Source organism: Dolichospermum sp. UHCC 0260, assembly GCF_009711985.1.
Classification (GTDB): domain Bacteria; phylum Cyanobacteriota; class Cyanobacteriia; order Cyanobacteriales; family Nostocaceae; genus Dolichospermum; species Dolichospermum lemmermannii.
The window spans coordinates 25,036-44,383 of sequence record NZ_VIKZ01000062.1; the positions used below are offsets into that span (position 1 = coordinate 25,036).

Sequence of the window (19,348 nt, forward strand, 5' to 3'; positions counted from 1 at the left end):
GTACAGTTGTCAGTAGTGGCGAAGCATTTGGAAGATAAATTATCGGTCATTGCCAAAAATAGTTCTTCAAATGCTTCGCCCGTACAGTTGTCAGTTGTTAATAAAAAAGTAATCACCAAATTCCGAGATTTTTTATTCTAAATTTTCCGAGAAATTGACTTTTTTATATAATTGCTTCAAAGATAATTCTACATTAATTGATGACAAATTTATCAGAGCATCTTCAGTTTCATACTCTGTCAAAATCCATTGATTTTCCGAAGTTTTCACATACTGCATTACATAATATTTAGTTTGGTCAATTAAAATATATTCTTTAAATTCAGGAATTGAGCGATAATAAAGAAACTTATCACCACGGTCATAATCTTTTGTTGATTTAGATAAAACTTCCACAATTAACACAGGATTAGTAACTATTGTAGTATTCGCACTGTAATAAACAGGCTGACCTTCAATTACCATCACATCAGGATAAGTAAATTCTCGATAGCGTGGTATCCACAATTTCACATCACCAATATAAATTTCATAGTCTAAATCATTTAACGCCACATTCAAGCCAGTTGCTAAATTTAACGCCAGTTTATTATGATTTGTTGTTCCACCAGTCATAGATATAATTTCTCCATCTCGATATTCATTCTTATAATCAGCTTTTTCCTCTAATTCTAAATATTCTTCTGGAGTATAGTAAGCCGTAACTACTTTGATTTCTTGGGTAGTAGTTTGTAGTTTCATCGTTCTATTTAGTAATAGTTACTAATTGAATTTTACTTGATTTTGAATAATGTAAATTTCTGACAAAGACCACATATAACCAGTAGTCCTGAATCTTCCCAAAATTTCCAAATATAGCATATTTTGGGCAAATGAGGTACAAATTTTCATCATAAAGCTTTGCACCTCAAGCGTTTTACCGCTGACAGCTTCGGTAATTACTGACGGGGTTTCTTCTTGGAAACCTTTAATACAGGTAAAGGATCAGCCGAAGACTGAGGAGGTAAATAATATTGAGCAACAGGCTCTTCTGGTAAAGCCGGACGTTGCTGCATTCGCCATAATTTAAAGACGAGAGCTATTCCAACTGTTCCTAAACCAAAGATGAAAAGTGACCAACTATCATCCAAACCACCAATGATAGCATCTATTGTTCCCGCTGTTATCAATACACTAATGATCGGTTCTTTGCGGTAGGCTGACTTTAAAAAACGAGGTAATACAGCATTCATCACAGCTTACTTAGTTCCACTTAGAGTTTTTGTATAAACTTACTCAGAATATTCCAACTACAATTCGTCTATTTGATTAGAGGCAAATAATAGCACAAATAATTGTAATTTCCTTTGCCGAAAAAGGGAGTACGGTAATTAACACCCTAGAAGTAATTGCTTTGAGGATCATCACAATTATTTCCATTGTACTAGGACTGACGCACGAAATTAATTTAGCGAAACAGACTGTGAGGACAAAAATCAACTGAAAACTAATGTAGAGACATTCCATGGAACATCTCTACACCTAAATTCATGCTTTAGTAAACTATGCCACGCAAATTATCAGTAACGCCAGATTAGAAGTTTACTTCAAACCGAGCCATGCAATTACACCTTGATTGGTAGCATATTCGATTATCACCATTAAAACAAAGCCAATCATAGCCGCTCTGCCATTTAAACGCTCGGCATATTCATTAAAACCAAACTTAGGTTGTTCTAATTTAGGGGTAATAGTTGGTTGTTGTTGTGTCATAATCAGTGATTCCTTTCTTGATAATTGGCAAACAAAAATTTACAGGGATTTTTCAAGTAAATTGTCGGAGATGGTCGTCGGTACTTAACAATTTTTAATTATTCTTTATCTATTGTAAGAAACCTGGCGAATTAGTCAAGGTGTAGCGTGAGGGAGACTAAAAAATTTTGGATTTTGAATTACTGAATACGGAAATAATCAGCTAGGTACTGGCACGCTAAAGTGAAACAATAAAATATAAGAGGTTATCAATGGAAATTGGTGTTCCCAAGGAAACTAAAGATCAAGAATTTCGGGTAGGTTTAAGTCCTTCCAGTGTTCGGGTATTACGAGAAAATGGTAATAATATTTTTGTAGAAAGTAAAGCTGGTACGGTTGCGGGATTTACTGATGAAGACTACCGTAATGCTGGAGCAGAAATTGTAGATAAAGCCGATGCTGCTTGGAATCGGGAGTTAGTTGTTAAGGTAAAAGAGCCTTTAATAAGCGAGTATAAATTCTTGCAGAAAGGACAATTATTATTTACTTATTTACATTTAGCTGCAAATCGTCAACTAACAGAACATTTAATTGATTGTGGCACTTGTGCGATCGCTTATGAAACCGTAGAACAACCGGGAGCAAATAAACTCCCCTTACTCACCCCCATGAGTATTGTTGCTGGTCGGTTAGCCGTACAATTTGGCGCAAGATTCCTAGAAAGTCAACAAGGAGGAAGAGGCGTACTTTTAGGAGGTATCCCCGGAGTCAAAGCCGGTAAAGTCGTGATTTTAGGTGGTGGTGTAGTCGGTACAGAAGCCGCAAAAATCGCCGTCGGTATGGGTGCAATGGTGCAAATATTAGATGTCAACGTGGAACGCCTATCTTACCTAGAAACCCTCTTTGGTTCGAGAGTAGAACTACTTTACAGCAATTCCGCCCATATTGAAGCCGCAGTCAAAGAAGCCGATTTACTGATTGGTGCAGTTTTAATTCCTGGTAAAAAAGCCCCCATTCTAGTATCTCGTGCATTAGTTAAACAAATGCGTCCTGGTTCAGTGATTGTTGATGTCGCTGTAGATCAAGGTGGATGCGTGGAAACATTATACCCCACATCTCACACCAAACCAGTATACATTGATGAGGGAGTAGTGCATTATGGCGTTCCTAATATGCCAGGAGCAGTTCCTTGGACATCCACACAAGCCCTCAACAACAGCACCTTACCCTATACTGTCCAGTTAGCAAACCTGGGACTTAAAGCCTTAGACATTAACCCAGCCTTAGCAAAAGGTTTAAACGTCCAAAATCATCGGCTTGTACATCCTGCTGTCCAAGAAGTCTTCCCCGATTTAGTTGGGTAATTGGTAATTGGTAATTGGTAATTGGTGATTGGTGATTGGTGATTGGTAAAATTCAACCCAGTCCCCAGTCCCCAGTCCCCAGTCCCCAGTCCCCAGTCCCCAGTCTATTTCACCATAGATAAAATAATCCCCACCAGCGAACCAAGAATTAGCACGATACCGCTGAGAGAACTAATTGCAAAACCAGGACCGCGTTTTTCAGCAGCTTGATAATATCCCCAAGCATAAGCAATTCTTCCTACTATCCAAGCTGCACCGAGAGCAGAACCCCAAATAGGACTAACGTAAATAGAAAACAACCATAAAGCCGGAATAAATAAAGCTAGTTGTTCCAAGGTATTTTGTTGTACCCTTAGCACTCTTTCAAAATCGAGGTTTCCTGTAGTTTGCGGTACGGGGACTTGATATTTAGCTCTAGCTATACCAACATTAATTGTGACTACAAAGTATAGTATAAGTGCGGAAACAGTTACTAAACTAGGATAAGGAGACATAAACTTGAGTAAAATGGGAAAATAAAGTTATTTACAAAATATTATAGGTTACAGGTGAGAATTTAATCAATTACCAACCAGCAATGATAGAAACATTAGAACCATTAATTGAATTAAGAGGTATTTCTAAAACTTTTGGCAATAACAAAGTTTTAGATAATGTGGATTTAAAGATATATCGAGGCCAAGCATTAGGGATTATTGGACCATCAGGAACTGGTAAATCAACGGTTTTGCGGATTATAGCCGGATTATTAAAACCCGATGAGGGAGAAATTTATATTCAAGGAGTACAACGAAAAGGTTTAATAGAAGATGCTGCTGACCCTGTGGGGATTGGGATGGTATTTCAGCAAGCGGCCTTATTTGACTCCTTGACAGTCGAAGAGAACATTGGATTTCTACTTTATCAACATTCTCGATTAAAGCGATCGCATATTCGGGAATTAGTCAATCAAAAACTAGAATTGGTAGGACTAGCAGATATTAGTCACCTTTACCCGTCAGAACTTTCTGGAGGAATGCGAAAAAGAGTCAGTTTTGCCCGTGCTATTATGTCCAATCCTCAACGTCCTACAGATAGTCCAGAGGTTTTATTATACGATGAACCTACAGCCGGATTAGATCCCATTGCCTCAACGGTAATTGAGGACTTAATCCGTGACTTACAACATACACAAGGAGTCTGTAGTACCTACTCCATTGTGACTCACCAAGATAGTACAATTCGGCGGACATCGGATCAAATAGTCTTTCTTTATCAAGGAAAAGTGCAATGGCAAGGTACAGTAGTTGCCTTAGATCACACAGAAAATCCCTTAATTAGACAATTTATGAGTGGAAGTGTACATGGACCCATTCAAGTAGCTGGTTAAGTACCAAATCAAATAAAATTGCTGAGTTTAACGCTATCAGTGGAGGAATAAATGCGAGGTCTAATTAGCAGCTTCACATCTGCACGTACATGGAGAGAAGGTTCTGTAGGATTGTTGCTCCTGTTAGGGTTAGGCGCATTTGGAGTAATTTTACTGTGGTTGAATAGAATCACCCCCGGCCAAACTTCTTATCAAGCAACTATCGAATTTGCTAACGCGGGGGGAATGCAAAAAGGTTCAGCAGTGCGTTTTCGGGGTGTGAAAGTGGGGACTATCACCAATGTTAAACCCGGCTCAAATGCGATTGATGTCGAAATTCAAATTAACTCCCCTGATTTAATAATTCCCAGTAATTCGATCATTGAAGCCAATCAAAGTGGATTAATTAGCGAAAATATTATTGACATTACACCAAAAGGAGATTTACCTGGGAAGGTAACCGCTAAACCCCTAGATAAAGACTGTAATTCCAGCCTAATTATTTGTAATGGTTCTCGCTTAAAAGGGATAATTGGGATCAGTGTGGATGAACTGATGCGACAATCAACTATTTTTGCGGCTCAGTACAGTAACGAAAAGTTCTATAAAAATGTGAATCGTACGTTAGAAACCTCGGCTAATGCTGCTGCTAATATCGCTGATTTGACGAAGGATTTGCAAGGGTTGAGCAAAACCTTCAAAGGACAAATAGGTGTATTTTCAGATACAGCAGCTACATTACAACGTTCGACAGTCCAATTAACTGCAACCACAACCAAAACAGCGAATCAATTAGGCGAAACATCTAAAGACTTTAGTACAACAGCCAAACAAGCAAGTCGCTTACTAACAAATTTAGATAATCTCATCACTACTAATCGTTCTTCTTTAGTTGGTACTTTGAATAGTATGACGGAAACCAGTAACCAACTTAGGCAAACAATTACCAGTTTATCACCGGCGATTAACCGCTTAACCCAAGGAAAATTATTAAATAACCTAGAAACCCTATCTGCAAATGCAGCCGAAGCTTCTGCGAATTTAAAAGATGCTTCTAAAACTTTAAATGATCCAAAAAACATTGTTTTACTGCAACAAACTTTAGATGCAGCTAGAGCAACATTTGAAAATACCCAAAAAATTACCGCTGATTTAGATGAATTAACAGGCGATCCTAAGTTCCGTCAAAATATGCTGCGATTGGTAAATGGTCTGAGTAAATTAGTTTCTTCTAGCAAAGACATCCAGGAAAAAACCAAGGTAGCTGTAACTCTAGATTCTCTCAAAGCTGATGCTAATCGCCCAAAGGTAGTAATTACCGCACCCGTTCCCCAAAAACAAGTATCGGTAGTTGAGCAAAGTCGAAACTTAGTAATTACTCCCGCACCCAAAACCCTGGAGAAAGTAGAAATAACCACCCAACCTATCTCCGAACCACCCAATTCATCCCAAGAACAACTCCTCCAACAACTCCGAGATTATCGAGAACAGGGGACAGGGGACAGGGAGTAGGGGAAGTGGGGGAAGTGGGGGAGAAACTTCCTTCTTTATTCTTTTTTCCTCCTGACTCCTGACTCCTGACTCCTGAACTCCTATTCCCTAATTCCAATCCTGCTCGTCTTTTTTGCCCTGACTTTTGTAAATTCCGCCGATATCATGGATTTGACGGGTTTTTGCAAATAGTTCAGTTTCCGTTAAACCCCAGCGTTGCAAAACTTTATCTAAGTTGCTTTGGATGTCCCGCGCTCCCGGAAAACCTTGATAGCGAATTTTTAGTCTAGCCAATTCTGATAAATTGTAATCGGTTGCGTCTTGAGCGAGTAAAATATCAATAAGGGGGCGATCGCGGTTGTAGAGTGGATGTTGTTGGTCTTTACCGCCGGAAATTTCTGTCACAATTAATACCTGTACGAAGTTAGCAATCCATCAACAACTCAAGATGAAAAATCTCGACCATTGCTAATTATCTACCATTATCTAGTGAATGACGGCAACTACGCCTTGTCACTTACGGCTCTCACTACTGCCATTCAGCTTAAAATAAAGATACATTATCTTTAAGAAAATACAAGAAACTTTAGATGAGGGTGAAATAATATCTCACCCAAAGTCCAAGCAGCACGAGGGAAAGAACCCGCTATGTTTGAACACTTCACTTCCGAAGCCATTAGGGTAATTATGTTAGCCCAGGAGGAAGCACGACGACTGGGACACAACTTTGTAGGAACAGAACAAATTCTCCTGGGTCTAATGGGAGAAGGAACAGGTGTTGCTGCTAAGGTGCTGGCTGAGTTGGGTGTTACCCTGAAAGAAGCCCGTCGGGAAGTAGAAAAAATAATTGGCCGGGGTTCTGGGTTTGTCCCACCGGAAATTCCTTTTACCCCGAAAGTAAAAAGCCTGTTTGAGCAATCTTTCCGAGAAGCTCACGGTCTTGGACATAATTACATAAACACTGAACACTTATTATTAGGTTTAACTGAGGCTGGTGAAGGAGTCGCCGCCAAAGTATTACAAAATCTAGGAGTGGATTTACCAGTTATCCGTTCCGCTGTGATGAGCCGATTGGGTGAAGATACAGCGGTTGTCACTGGTGGTAGAAGTAATTCCCAGCGCAATCAAAATTTATCCATAGAGGCGTTTGGCAGAAATCTCACCAAACTGGCTCAGGATGGCAGGCTAGACCCGGTAGTTGGTCGCCAGAAGGAAATTGAAAGAACTGTGCAAATTCTCGGTCGGAGAACCAAAAATAACCCGGTTTTAATTGGAGAACCAGGGGTTGGTAAAACAGCGATCGCTGAAGGTTTAGCGCAACGTATTATCAATCAAGATGTCCCCGAAATTTTACTTGATAAGCAAGTAATTAGTTTGGATATGGGGTCTGTGGTAGCGGGAACTCGTTTCCGGGGTGATTTTGAGGAACGCCTCAAAAAAATCATGGAGGAAGTCCGCAGCGCCGGAAACATCATCTTAGTGATTGATGAAATTCATACCTTAGTGGGTGCAGGTGGCACAGAAGGCGGTTTGGATGCAGCTAATATCCTGAAACCGGCTTTAGCACGGGGTGAACTCCAGTGCATTGGTGCTACTACCTTAGATGAATATCGTCAGCACATCGAGCGTGATGCGGCTTTAGAGCGGCGTTTCCAGCCAATTTTGGTGGGAGAACCATCGGTAGCCGAAACTATTGATATTCTCTATGGTTTACGCGGTGCTTATGAACAGCATCATAGAGTCAATATTACGGATGAAGCAGTAGTTGCGGCGGCTGAATTGGCAGATCGTTATATTAGCGATCGCTTTCTACCCGACAAAGCCATTGACTTGATTGATGAAGCTGGTTCTCGCGTGCGTTTACGTCACTCGCACATTGCGAATAACAAAGAACTTAAACGGGAATTAACCACCGCTACCAAAGCCAAATCGGAAGCCATTAGAGTTCAAGATTTTAGCAAAGCTGGTAAATTGCGGATACAAGAATTAGAACTACAAACCAGACTTGATTTAGAAGAAAATCAGGAAACTGTCAACGCTCCCCTTGTCAACGAAGAAGACATTGCTCAAATTGTCGCTTCTTGGACTGGTGTTCCCGTGAACAAACTGACTGAATCTGAATCTGAATTACTTTTACATCTTGAAGACACTTTACATACAAGATTGATCGGACAAGAACAAGCAGTTACATCGGTTTCTCGCGCTATTCGTCGCGCCCGTGTCGGCTTAAAGAGTCCTAATCGTCCCATTGCTAGTTTTATCTTTTCTGGTCCGACTGGTGTAGGTAAAACTGAATTAGCTAAAGCCTTAGCGGCTTACTTCTTCGGGGATGAAGAATCAATGGTGCGTTTAGATATGTCCGAATACATGGAAAGCCACAACGTTTCCAAGTTGATTGGTTCACCTCCTGGTTATGTAGGATACGATGAAGGCGGACAATTAACGGAAGCTGTACGGCGCAAACCTTACACAGTGTTGCTATTCGACGAAATCGAAAAAGCGCATCCCGATGTATTCAATATGCTGCTGCAAATCTTGGATGACGGTCATCTCACGGATGCGAAAGGTCGGAAAGTAGATTTCAAGAATACATTAATTATCTTGACTTCTAATATCGGTTCTAAGGTAATTGAAAAAGGTGGTAGTAGCTTAGGGTTTGAGTTTGATAATGCAGCAGAAGCTAGTTATCATCGGATTCGTAACTTGGTTAACGAAGAACTCAAAGCATATTTCCGTCCCGAATTCCTCAACCGTGTTGATGATATTATCGTCTTCACTCAACTCAACAAAGATGAAGTCAAGCAAATTGCTGAAATCATGCTGCGTGATGTTGGTAGTCGTCTCAAAGAGAAGGATATCACTTTAGAAGTGACGGAAGCTTTTAAAGAGAAGGTTGTCCAAGAAGGCTATGATCCTAGCTACGGTGCTAGACCATTACGCCGCGCTATTGTGCGTCTGTTGGAAGATTCTCTGGTTGAAGCGATCTTATCTGGGGAAATTGCAGATGGAGATAAGGCTATTGTGGATGTAGATGATGATGGCCAGGTAAAGGTCAGAAAATCGGAAACCCGTGAGTTGTTATTAACTAATGTTGGTTAATTAGGGATTTCTACAATATCGGTAATTTATTTGGTGGGTGACTTTATTGTTAACCCACCTTTTTTTATGGGTTTTTTACGGAAGAATATGGATTAAACGAACCACAGAGGCACAGAGGACACGGAGGAAGATGGAAGAAGAGAGGTAATCTTATGCTATGACTGAAAGTTTCTAATTTTTTGGGAAGGATTGAGAATTTCAATCCCTATGACATTAATTCCATTCAATTCTAGATTTTCGGCTCGTTCTTGTACTGTTATGGTTTTTGGTTGTGTCATTTTGATGCCCAAATTAAGGCAGAACCGCAACAATTTCGCCAAGCATTTGCATTTTTAGAAAAACAGCCCGTTGGGGGTTTTGTTAGTAGTAATAGTTATCTTTTACCGGAGGATGATTTTAAGTTATTGAGAAATATTGATGCGGGGTTAAATAGGTTGGGTATTGTGCCACCTGCGAGGGAGAAGATTTAAATAAAGCAATTTTTAAAGATTATATCATTATAATAAGATTTGTAAAATTGATAAAAGTATCAATTGAATAATGAGACAACAATCCACTATAATGTTATTTTTTGAACATAATATGATTAAAGATATTCCATCTTCTGATGATTTCATAGCATCTGGTGAAGATTTTCTCAATATGGCCTGGGACAACATCTTCGATTTATTATTTCAGCACACAAAAATAAAAGCTTCTTCGGATCTTAATGATGAAGAAGATAATGAAGACATTGACAATAAATACTGGAAAAAAGTAAAACCTTATCTTTCGACATCTCTTGTACTTATTCAGCAGGGTAATGAATTTCTTCTGAAAGGACATATTGTTAAAAAAAGCCCTTACTTAATACTCACAGACGATTGGTACAACGGAAAAAATAAAGATAGAAGTTTTAGCGAACTTAAAACAATTGAGGCAAGTAATCTCATTAAAGTGTATAATGCCGTGATAGATCCTCCATTAACTCCATTAACAGATAAATTTGAGCAGGAAGTATTTAAAAAGCTTAAAGATAAGCGAAATACTATTATGCACTCTGTTCCAAAAAATTTAGATATAGAATATAAGGATTTATTGATTAATATATTGGAAATTAGTCAGCAGCTAATTGGGAAGCGTTCATGGATTAAAACTCGAAAAAAGTTTCTTGAAAATCAATCGTATATCCGTCGAACAGATGATGAGCTAAAAAAAGCTCATATTTTGCTTGAAATTGCTACCGAAATTGATCATGTAATTGAACTATTAGGAGAAAGCCTTTTAACTGAGTATTTTGGTATTAGTGATAAGACACAATATTGGTATCTTTGCCCGCATTGCTACAAAGCATTTGAACTATTAAAGAATACTCTTGAAAATTATAATGAGAAGATTACTAAACGCGCACAACTGAAACCTAAAGGACAAAATACAGACAAACTTTACTGTCTCCTATGTGATCAAACCAGTAAAGTTGGACGTGAAAAGTGTAATTGTGAAGGATGTCCTGGTAACGTCATTAGTGATTCAGGTATTTGCATGACCTGTGGAAATAAATTTGATGAATCATAATTAGCATTTATGCAAAAACTCTCTGAAACTCTCTTTACTTCGTGTTCTTTGTGCCTTCGTGGTTCGTTTTTAGAAAAGTTAGAAAATAATACAGTTAATGCTTTAATTGCTAGTTTAAAACGACATGGTGTGAGTGATGATGTTATTCATGAAGCATTAAATGAAGTTGTTAATAAATAAGTAAAATAGCCGAAATTAATAATCTAATATTTCTCTAACATTTTCGGATTCTTCAATCGAGAAGGGAATTAAGCCAGTCACGCACTTCTCCCTTCTTAATTCTAGTTGATGATTCCGAAGTACAAGCGTCCTTCACAAGTTCAGACATTATGGGTTGATAAGCAGGATGATCACGTTCTATTAAGTCTAATTTTTGATGACCTAATGCTTTCAAATCCTCCAGCAAAATCGGCTTAGTTGAGCTTGCTTGGGGTAGTAAACCCTTACGAGCTTTTTTCCAAGGAAACTCCAAATGAGTCATATCACTCAGCAAATAGGCGTGATAACCTCCAAAATTTTCCCACACTTCTTCGAGAAGTTTTTTCTGATCATCAGGAATTTGTAACAATAATTCTTGACTAGGAACAGGTAATTGATTAGCTTCAAATTCACTATAAAATCTATAAGCAGGAGGACACACAGGACCGTATCGCCATGCTTGAATTTCTTCTGCAAATAACGGTTCATCGTACATCGCCAAATGTAAGCTTTGTGAATAATACAGAAGCTTCTGAACTTTCATATTAGTCATTTCTGCTTCCATACTGTCTTCGTAGGCTCTCGCAATAAAGTAACGAGCTGCATTGAGACAATCAATCATAATCAGACTCGCAAATCAAAATAGAATGAATATCTGAAAAAATTTTCAAGCTTACTTACATATAATATTATAATCTGGGATTACCAAATTAGTATAATTTTACTAAAAATTAAATCTGGCTATACTTTGATAGAAACCCTAGACCTTAGTTAGTAACAATAGTTATCTTTTATCAGAGGATGATTTTAAATTGTTGAGAGATATTGATACAAGTTTAAATAAACTCACTATTCTACCAGCAGCGAGGTAAAGGCTATGACTCTTGTTAAAGTCAATCAAAGACACTTCCCGAAAGGGGATCTTACCCGTCGAGGTATGGCCTTAGCTCTTGACTTCTTCTGTGCATGGTTCCTGAGTTCTATTTTCAGAAGTAATCAAATCGGGATTCAATTTACCCAAATCTTTGTTTTTATTTTTGCTTGGCTAATTTTCCGCGTCATCATAGTTTACAACAATCAGGGACAAAGTTTAGGCCGTTGGGCATTTGATTTAAAGATCCTAGAAGTTGCAAATGGGGAAATAGTCAACAGAATCCCCCAATTTCAGACCTTATTACTGCGAGAAGGGATTATTTGCTTTTCTAGCTTGTTATTATCCATTTTCTTGGGGAATATCATCCTCAATCCCGCTGCTGTCGTCCTATTACTTCCCCTGATCATTGACGGCGGTGCAGCTTTATCCGATACTCAGATGCGACAGGCATTCCATGACCGCTTTTTTCGGACTATCATAGTTTCTTCCCGTCGGGGTTATTCATTAGATATAAAAATTAAACGGTTAGTTGCAAAATTTCCACGAAATATGAGATAATAACCATTTGTGTTAATTATCTCCAGGCTTTACAGTTTCTAAGATTATGGCTAAGAGTAAAGGTGCGCGCATAATAGTGACACTAGAATGCACCGAGTGTCGAACAAATCCAGATAAACGTTCACCTGGCGTATCCCGTTATACCAGTACCAAGAACCGTCGGAACACAACCAACCGCTTAGAACTGAAAAAGTTCTGTACCCACTGCAACAAACACACAGTTCACAAGGAAATTAAGTAAGAATGAGTTACTATCGTCGTCGCCTTTCTCCAATTAAGCCCGGAGATCCCATTGATTACAAAGATGTAGATTTGTTGCGGAAGTTTCTCACCGAACGTGGTAAAATATTACCTCGGAGAATCACCGGTTTAACCTGTCAGCAACAACGCGCTCTGACTCTAGCCATTAAACGCTCTCGAATTGTGGCTTTATTGCCCTTCATTAACGCCGAAGGTTAAGAATATTTTGGATTTTGGATTTTGGATGATCATCCAAAAAAGTAGCAGTTGCATGGATATGCCCAGTTACTTTGAGTCCAAAATCTAAAATTTAATATTTAATGTTAGGAAATTGCTAAAAACATTTAATTAATTCATTCTCAAAAATGGTACGATATCGCTAAATTTGAGGATGGAATTCTAAACTGGAATAGCATTTCTCACAGCAAATTATTAAATAAAGGATTAAATACCCGTTATTTAATCCAGAATTTCCAGTCTAAAAATCTCAAAATATTAAAATTAAAGTGCGACAGTTGTGGATAAGGGGACGTTAGTTGAATTTAGGGTTAAAGGCGATCGCCGTCTTGGAGTGATAGATCGTCCAGACGGTAAAACTAGTTGGTTTGTAGTAGATGAACGTGGTCAATCCCATAACATCAAAAATAACCAATTTACCTACACGGTTAACGGACAAACCTATAAACCAGGGGAAATCGCTGAGTTTTTAAGTCAAGTTCAGCCTTATCTAGACCCATCAAGTCTGGAAATAGCTTGGGAACTACTGATTGAAGATGGAGAAACTGTCACTCCTAGCCAATTGGCAAATCTGCTATTTTCGGAATCCACATCTCCCCAGTGTTATGCAGCCCATTGTTTGTTATCAGAAGATAAACTCTATTTCAAACAAAAAGGAGACGCTTACGAACCCCGCAGCGCAGCGCAAATAGCAGAACGCAAGCACCAGATTCAAGTAGAATCACAAAAAGCCAAGGGACAGCAGGAATTTTTAGCCCGGATAGAACAGGCGCTCCAGGGACAAGTGGTAGAATGGCAAAGACTGGATCGCCAGCGTTTAGACGCATTAGAAAAATATGCGACTTTGCTGGCGGATGTGGTAATGCTGAAAATAAATTACGACTCTTTAGCTCGTGCTTGTCCGCCTCCAATCTCAGTATTAGAAACTATGAATATGCTGGGACGTTCTGCTACGCCCCAGGCGGCCTTTCAACTCTTGATAGATTTGGGTTTGTGGACTTCCCACGAAAACCTGTTCCTGCGCCGTTCATCAATTTCCGTTCAATTTCCTCATCAGGTATTAGAAGTGGCGCAAGAATGTTGGGATTTTCCTCCTACAGATTTAGATACAAACCGTCTCGATCTCACACATCTCAAGGTATATACCATTGATGATGAAAGCACTACAGAAATAGACGATGGTTTGAGTTGGGAGATATTACCAGATGGTAAGGAACGGTTATGGGTGCATATTGCTGACCCAACGCGGTTATTAATGCCAGATGATGAGTTGGATTTGGAAGCCAGAAAACGGGGCAGTACGGTATATTTACCAACAGGGATGATTCCCATGTTCCCAGAGGTGTTGGCCACAGGTCCCATGAGTTTAATTCAGGGGAAAGTCTGTTGCGCCCTCAGCTTTGGGGTGATTTTAGATGCAGTTGGGGCTGTGGAAGATTACTGTATACACACTGGTTTAATTAAGCCTACCTACCGCCTCACCTATCAAGATGTGGATGAGATGCTGGAGTTGGGAGTTCAAGCAGAACCAGAAATTGAGGCGATCGCTAATTGGGCAAAAATCCGCAAAACTTGGCGTTATAGTCAAGGTGCTATCAGTATCAATATGCCCGAAGCGATGATCAAAGTCAAAGACGATGATATCAATATTGATGTTTTAGATGATTCTTCCTCCCGCCAATTAGTCGCAGAAATGATGATTCTTGCTGGAGAAGTTGCCGCCCGTTACGGACAAACTCATAATATCCCGCTGCCCTTTCGCGGCCAACCCCAACCAGAATTACCTCCAGAGGAAGAACTGCTCCTGCTTCCAGCCGGTTTTGTCCGTTCCTGTGCGATGCGACGCTGTATGCCTAAAAGCGAAATGAGCATTACACCAGTGCGCCATGCTGGTTTGGGTTTAGATACCTACACTCAAGCTACTTCCCCCATTCGTCGTTATAGCGACTTACTCACCCACTTCCAATTAAAAGCACATTTACGCGGCGAAGGTTTACCCTTCTCCGCTGAACAACTCAAAGAAGTGATGATGACGGTCAGCAGCATCACTCAAGAAGCAACAATGGTGGAACGACAAACTAATAGATATTACGCTTTAGAATATTTACGTCGTCATCCTGAACAAGTTTGGCAGGTAACGGTATTAATGTGGTTACGAGAAGATAGCAATTTAGGACTAATTTTATTAGAAGATTTGGGTTTACAATTGCCTATGTCCTTCCGGCGTTCTGTCAGTTTGGGAGAAAATTTATTAGTGAAAGTTAGTTTGGCTGATCCCCAAAAAGATATGATTCACTTCCAGGAAATTATGTATCAGGAAGCCCAATCAGTTACGAATTAGGATAGGTTATGTTTCGCGCCCAGTCGCAAAGGAGCAAAGGCGCAAAGTTGGAGAGTTTCCATTTCAGACGGCTATTAAACAATAATTATCAGGAAGTTAGGAAATGAATAAGTTTACTTTCGCTCTCATTTTGTTTAATAGTCTATTTGTTTCCATAGAAACTGCTGATGCTAAATCATTAATAAATAATCATGATAATTCAAATATAGAAATAGAGAGACAAACCACTAATGTGGATAAAATTGTTCAACAATTAAAACTACCATCTTCCAAAATAGCAGTTATTGATCAAAATCATCAGGTAAAAATACAAAATTTTGTTTGGGTATTTAAGGATTTAAAGGAAGTAGGAAAACAGCCATTTCTTCAAGTTAAGAAGGAAACAGAGAAACCAAAAACTAAACCTGAATCCAATTCTAAATCACCGAAAGAAGATGAATTAGAAGATTTTACAGAAGTTACCAAGGATACCCAAAAATCAGAGGGAATCTTTACTATTTATCGTCATAAACATAAAAATAAAATCTATCTGGAAATTAAACCAGAACAACTCCAAAAAAACTTTATAGCAAACTCAACTTTAGAATCGGGAATTGGTGAAAAGGGTATTTATAGTGGAATGCCATTACAAGATTTCTTATTCTACTTTCAAAAGGTAGATAATCAAATCCAGTTTGTGGTTCGTAATGTCAATTTTCGGACTCGTGAAGGAGATCCCCAAGCCAGATCAGTAGCAAGATCATTTAGTGATTCTGTTCTTTACACTATTCCTATTAAGAGTATTAATTCACAAGGAAAAACTATTCTTATTGATTTAGGTGATTTACTACTCACAGATTTGGCAGGATTATCTACTAATTTAGAATTAGCTGTTAGTCCCGATCAAGGTTATCTTGGTAATGCGAAAGTATTTCCCAATAATTTAGAAATTGGGACGATTTTCAATTTTGCTAATGGTGGCAAGAATTCGGATGTTTTACCAGATAGTCGCGGTTTTACCTTAAAGGTACATTATAGTTTATCGGAATTACCAAAAACTAAATATCAACCTCGGTTAGCTGATGAACGGGTAGGTTATTTCCTCACAGCTTATCAAGATTTATCTAAAGATGAACGGAGAGATACTTTTGTTCGTTATATTAATCGCTGGAATTTAGAAAAACAAGATCCCACAGCCGCAATTTCTCCACCGAAAAAACCGATTGTTTTTTGGATTGATAATGCTGTACCTCTAGAATATCGTCAGTCTATCAAAGAGGGAATTTTGATGTGGAATCAAGCCTTTTTGAAAGCAGGATTCAAGGATGCTATTCAAGTTCAACAAATGCCTGATAATGCTACCTGGGACCCAGCCGATATTCGCTATAATACTATCCGTTGGATTAATACTGTAGATGGTTTTTTTGCGATGGGTCCATCCCGTGTTAATCCCTTAACTGGAGAAATTTTGAATGCAGATATTCTGATTGATGGTAGTTTTGTCCGATTATTAAAAAATGATTATCGGCAAATTATTCAACCTCAAAATTCACAAACTAGCACTTCTTTATCAACATTGGTCAACAATGGGCGTTTGTGTGGCAAAGGTAATCAAAAATCTCCAAAATCATTAGGCAATTTGTCTAAACTAGCGACAGATTATGATTTATGCTATGGCATGGAAGCATCTAATCAGTTGGCTTTTGGTTCTTTAGCAATGTCAATGTTAGGAAATACTACACCAAGTCCAGAGCAGTTAAAAGATTATATCCATCAATATTTACGTTTAATTATTACCCATGAAGTTGGTCATACTTTAGGTTTGCGTCATAATTTCCGTGGTAGTACCTTGCTCTTTCCAGAGGAGATGAATAATCCAGAAATTACGCAGACTAAAGGAATGACAGCATCGGTTATGGATTATATTCCCCCAAACATTGCCCCTAATGGTGTCAAGCAGGGAGATTATTTTCCACAGCAGGTGGGACCCTATGATGAATGGGTAATTGAGTATGGTTACACTCCCAGTCAAGCGTCAACTACCATGGGAGAAAAGTCGTTTTTAGCAGCAATTGCTGGAAAATCTAACCAACGAGAGTTGAGTTATGCTCCTGATGAGGATTTATCTAATAGTGATCCGACGGTGAATCCTTGGGATCATAGCAGTAATGTATTGGTTTATTCTCATTCACAATTGGCTAATGCGCGGCGGATGTGGGAACGATTAAATCAGGGATATGCTATAGATGCAGAAAATTCTAGCGATGTAGAAGAGCGTTTTAATACCATCCTCAGAAATTATTTACAGAATTTATACTATACCAGTAAATACATTGGTGGACAGTCTTTTTACCGAGTTAAACCAAATGATACTAAAGGACAATTACCATTTGTCCCTGTGCCGGTAGAACAACAGCGACAAGCATTGATGACAATGCAAAAGTATGTTTTTGCGGAAGATGCTTTGAAATTTCCCCCGGAATTACTGAATAAATTAGTACCTTCACGGTGGCTACATTGGGGGACTAATATTCAAATCGGACGGTTAGATTATCCAATTCATGATTTAGTGTTGTTGGTGCAGACTGCGGTGTTACGGGATTTATTGGCAAGCGATCGCTTAACACGGATTAAGGATCTAGAATTAAAAAGTGAAACAGGAAAATCTCTCACCTTGCCAGAATTATTTGATACTTTACAAACTGGGATTTGGTCGGAAGTTTTGCAACCTAAAGGCAAATTAAAAATTTCCAGTTTGCGGAGAGGTTTACAACGGGAATATCTAAATGTACTGATGGGAATGGTGTTGCGAAAAGAAGCTACTCCTGAAGATGCCCGTACTTTAGCCTGGTATAAACTCAAGCAATTAAATAATCAATTAAAACGGGTGAACTCTGAAGATGAATATACACAGGCTTTTTTATTGGAAACACGCGATCGCATTGAGAAAACCTTAAATGCACCACTAGTAGGGAATTAATTTTTTTACTCTGCGTCCTCTGCGCCTCTGCGGTTAGATAAATTCCAGAGTTAATGGGCGCAGGAACTGCGCCCTTACAGATTCCTTTTAATGATGGTGATGGTGGTGAGTAATAGCTGATTGTGAATTAACAGCCATTCCTTCCGTTTCCATCAACTCAGCAATATGTGCATTTGCCCATTCAGCAACCATAGCTAGAAATTGTGGATCATCATTAACACAAGCCATTTGTAAATAATCTACATTTGGATGTTGCTTTTCTAAATCATGAATAATGTGATGCACATCTAATAAAGTTTCATGATTTTCAGTTGCAAAACCAATGGGCATAAATAGCAACGCCTTTGCACCCAATTGAATCAAATTTTGAGCGGCTACTGTAGCATTTGGTTGAGTCCATTCAATTAATGGGGTATCGTGATTTAACCAACCCACAGAAATTAACGGATAATTGTTAATTAACTTGTTTCTAACTAACTCATACATGGCTTGACTTTCATCAATTCCCGATGTAAAACCTTTAGCTTTGTGGGGACAACCATGATTCATCAAGATAATCCCAATTTGCGACGGTAGATAACCTGTAGCCAAATCAGTATGAATTTTTTCTTCTACCAAATGCGCCATTAAATCAATATATTTTGGCTCATTGTAGAACGAAGGAATATATCTTTGGGCTTTGATCCAATGTTCATCACCATCAGCTAATTCTACCAGAGCATTATTTACTTGTTCAAGAGCAATACCACTGGTAAAAATGGAATCAACAACCAATAATGGATAAATCAGCAGTTTGCTAAAGCCTTGATCTTTAATTTCGGCTAAAACTTGATTTGGTAAAAAAGGAGCGCAAAAGTTAAAAGCTTTGAAAACTTGAACACCATTACCCCATTTATGTTGTAATTCGTGTTCAATACCCGCTCTTTGTCTTTCAAAAATGGCATTATGTGGGGAGATAAAATCATGATGTGTGTGTCCCCATTCATGACGATCAAATAATGCCAAAAGTTTGGCTAAAGGGGGATAAATCCAAGTAGGAACAGGAGCAAATTTAGCAGTCAGTAAATTTAAAGCTTGTTCGTTATAGTTAGCAAAATCTTCGTAGCTTTCGACTTCGCCATAGCCCATCAGCAATACGGCTACACGGTCTTTACTGGGTAGATGCTCGTGACTATGGGTAGCGTGCAGTTTTTCAGGGGTTGCAACCACAATGAGTTCCTCAAGATAACTAGAACAGGGAGACAAGCCTAGAGAATTACTAGATGATCTCTCTCAATTTGTAGCATAATATCCTATCCGGGGGGATAGGATAAAAATAAAAATAAAAATATACATCTCAGGTATTGAACGATCC

Annotated in this window: 19 protein-coding genes and 1 pseudogene; 12 read left to right on the plus strand and 8 right to left on the minus strand. The window is 38.7% G+C overall.

Features of this window, described 5'->3' with window-relative positions:
* Positions 1 to 132 precede the first annotated feature (132 nt).
* From FJR08_RS19585 to FJR08_RS19595, 3 genes are all read right to left on the minus strand, one after another.
* On the minus strand, positions 133 to 741 hold the full coding sequence (locus tag FJR08_RS19585) for a Uma2 family endonuclease (RefSeq protein ID WP_015083485.1): 609 nt from the start codon (positions 739 to 741) through the stop codon (positions 133 to 135).
* Positions 742 to 938: 197 nt separating this feature from the next.
* Positions 939 to 1,232 carry a hypothetical protein gene (locus tag FJR08_RS19590; RefSeq protein ID WP_015083486.1) on the minus strand — a complete coding sequence of 98 codons (294 nt, stop codon included), beginning with the start codon at positions 1,230 to 1,232 and terminating at the stop codon, positions 939 to 941.
* A gap of 349 nt (positions 1,233 to 1,581) precedes the next feature.
* The gene (locus tag FJR08_RS19595) at positions 1,582 to 1,752 is read right to left on the minus strand and encodes a chlorophyll a/b-binding protein (protein ID WP_015083487.1); all 171 of its coding nucleotides are present in this window, start codon (positions 1,750 to 1,752) and stop codon (positions 1,582 to 1,584) included.
* Between the two features lie 251 nt (positions 1,753 to 2,003).
* Here FJR08_RS19595 and ald point away from each other — a divergent pair, with 251 nt between their 5' ends.
* A complete protein-coding gene (ald, locus tag FJR08_RS19600; RefSeq protein ID WP_168634274.1) occupies positions 2,004 to 3,095 on the plus strand; it encodes an alanine dehydrogenase in 1,092 nt (363 codons plus the stop codon).
* A 104-nt stretch (positions 3,096 to 3,199) separates the two neighbouring features.
* Here ald and FJR08_RS19605 read toward each other — a convergent pair whose 3' ends face one another.
* On the minus strand, positions 3,200 to 3,589 hold the full coding sequence (locus FJR08_RS19605) for an MAPEG family protein (protein WP_015083489.1): 390 nt from the start codon (positions 3,587 to 3,589) through the stop codon (positions 3,200 to 3,202).
* Between the two features lie 83 nt (positions 3,590 to 3,672).
* Between FJR08_RS19605 and FJR08_RS19610 the strand changes: the two genes are divergently transcribed.
* Together FJR08_RS19610 and FJR08_RS19615 are read left to right on the plus strand one after the other, a co-directional pair.
* A complete protein-coding gene (locus tag FJR08_RS19610; protein ID WP_148761179.1) occupies positions 3,673 to 4,464 on the plus strand; it encodes an ABC transporter ATP-binding protein in 792 nt (263 codons plus the stop codon).
* Positions 4,465 to 4,515: 51 nt separating this feature from the next.
* On the plus strand, positions 4,516 to 5,955 hold the full coding sequence (locus FJR08_RS19615; RefSeq protein WP_168634275.1) for an MlaD family protein: 1,440 nt from the start codon (positions 4,516 to 4,518) through the stop codon (positions 5,953 to 5,955).
* 87 nt (positions 5,956 to 6,042) lie between these two features.
* On the opposite strand, the gene FJR08_RS19620 is transcribed toward FJR08_RS19615, so the two are convergent.
* Positions 6,043 to 6,339: a DUF3288 family protein gene (locus FJR08_RS19620; protein WP_015083492.1), complete on the minus strand. Its 297-nt coding sequence runs from the start codon at positions 6,337 to 6,339 to the stop codon at positions 6,043 to 6,045.
* A 243-nt stretch (positions 6,340 to 6,582) separates the two neighbouring features.
* On the opposite strand from FJR08_RS19620, the gene FJR08_RS19625 reads away from it, so the two are divergent.
* On the plus strand, positions 6,583 to 9,033 hold the full coding sequence (locus tag FJR08_RS19625) for an ATP-dependent Clp protease ATP-binding subunit (RefSeq protein ID WP_168634276.1): 2,451 nt from the start codon (positions 6,583 to 6,585) through the stop codon (positions 9,031 to 9,033).
* A gap of 155 nt (positions 9,034 to 9,188) precedes the next feature.
* Here FJR08_RS19625 and FJR08_RS24065 read toward each other — a convergent pair whose 3' ends face one another.
* Positions 9,189 to 9,311 carry a hypothetical protein gene (locus tag FJR08_RS24065; protein ID WP_256369739.1) on the minus strand — a complete coding sequence of 41 codons (123 nt, stop codon included), beginning with the start codon at positions 9,309 to 9,311 and terminating at the stop codon, positions 9,189 to 9,191.
* Here FJR08_RS24065 and FJR08_RS19630 point away from each other — a divergent pair.
* The 3 genes and pseudogenes from FJR08_RS19630 to FJR08_RS24070 all read left to right on the plus strand — a co-directional run.
* Positions 9,306 to 9,503 (plus strand): annotated as a pseudogene (locus FJR08_RS19630) (hypothetical protein); the annotation flags it as partial. The gene FJR08_RS24065 and the pseudogene FJR08_RS19630 overlap by 6 nt on opposite strands.
* Before the next feature lie 112 nt (positions 9,504 to 9,615).
* On the plus strand, positions 9,616 to 10,587 hold the full coding sequence (locus FJR08_RS19635; protein ID WP_168634277.1) for a DsbA family protein: 972 nt from the start codon (positions 9,616 to 9,618) through the stop codon (positions 10,585 to 10,587).
* Positions 10,588 to 10,635: 48 nt separating this feature from the next.
* Entirely contained in the window at positions 10,636 to 10,767 is a 132-nt protein-coding gene (locus FJR08_RS24070) for a hypothetical protein (RefSeq protein ID WP_256369740.1), read from the plus strand.
* 52 nt (positions 10,768 to 10,819) lie between these two features.
* On the opposite strand, the gene FJR08_RS19640 is transcribed toward FJR08_RS24070, so the two are convergent.
* Complete coding sequence (locus FJR08_RS19640; RefSeq protein WP_015083500.1) at positions 10,820 to 11,407, minus strand: Panacea domain-containing protein; 588 nt, start codon at positions 11,405 to 11,407, stop codon at positions 10,820 to 10,822.
* Between the two features lie 255 nt (positions 11,408 to 11,662).
* On the opposite strand from FJR08_RS19640, the gene FJR08_RS19645 reads away from it, so the two are divergent.
* The 5 genes from FJR08_RS19645 (at position 11,663) to FJR08_RS19665 (ending at position 17,994) form a co-directional block, all read left to right on the plus strand.
* Positions 11,663 to 12,217: an RDD family protein gene (locus FJR08_RS19645; RefSeq protein WP_015083501.1), complete on the plus strand. Its 555-nt coding sequence runs from the start codon at positions 11,663 to 11,665 to the stop codon at positions 12,215 to 12,217.
* A 46-nt stretch (positions 12,218 to 12,263) separates the two neighbouring features.
* Entirely contained in the window at positions 12,264 to 12,458 is a 195-nt protein-coding gene (gene rpmG / locus FJR08_RS19650; RefSeq protein WP_010998585.1) for a 50S ribosomal protein L33, read from the plus strand.
* Between the two features lie 2 nt (positions 12,459 to 12,460).
* Complete coding sequence (gene rpsR / locus FJR08_RS19655; protein ID WP_015083502.1) at positions 12,461 to 12,676, plus strand: 30S ribosomal protein S18; 216 nt, start codon at positions 12,461 to 12,463, stop codon at positions 12,674 to 12,676.
* 298 nt (positions 12,677 to 12,974) lie between these two features.
* Entirely contained in the window at positions 12,975 to 15,035 is a 2,061-nt protein-coding gene (locus FJR08_RS19660; RefSeq protein WP_168634278.1) for a ribonuclease R family protein, read from the plus strand.
* A gap of 103 nt (positions 15,036 to 15,138) precedes the next feature.
* A complete protein-coding gene (locus tag FJR08_RS19665; RefSeq protein WP_168634279.1) occupies positions 15,139 to 17,994 on the plus strand; it encodes a zinc-dependent metalloprotease in 2,856 nt (951 codons plus the stop codon).
* 87 nt (positions 17,995 to 18,081) lie between these two features.
* On the opposite strand, the gene FJR08_RS19670 is transcribed toward FJR08_RS19665, so the two are convergent.
* Entirely contained in the window at positions 18,082 to 19,203 is a 1,122-nt protein-coding gene (locus FJR08_RS19670) for a ferrochelatase (protein WP_015083506.1), read from the minus strand.
* Positions 19,204 to 19,348: the final 145 nt, after the last annotated feature.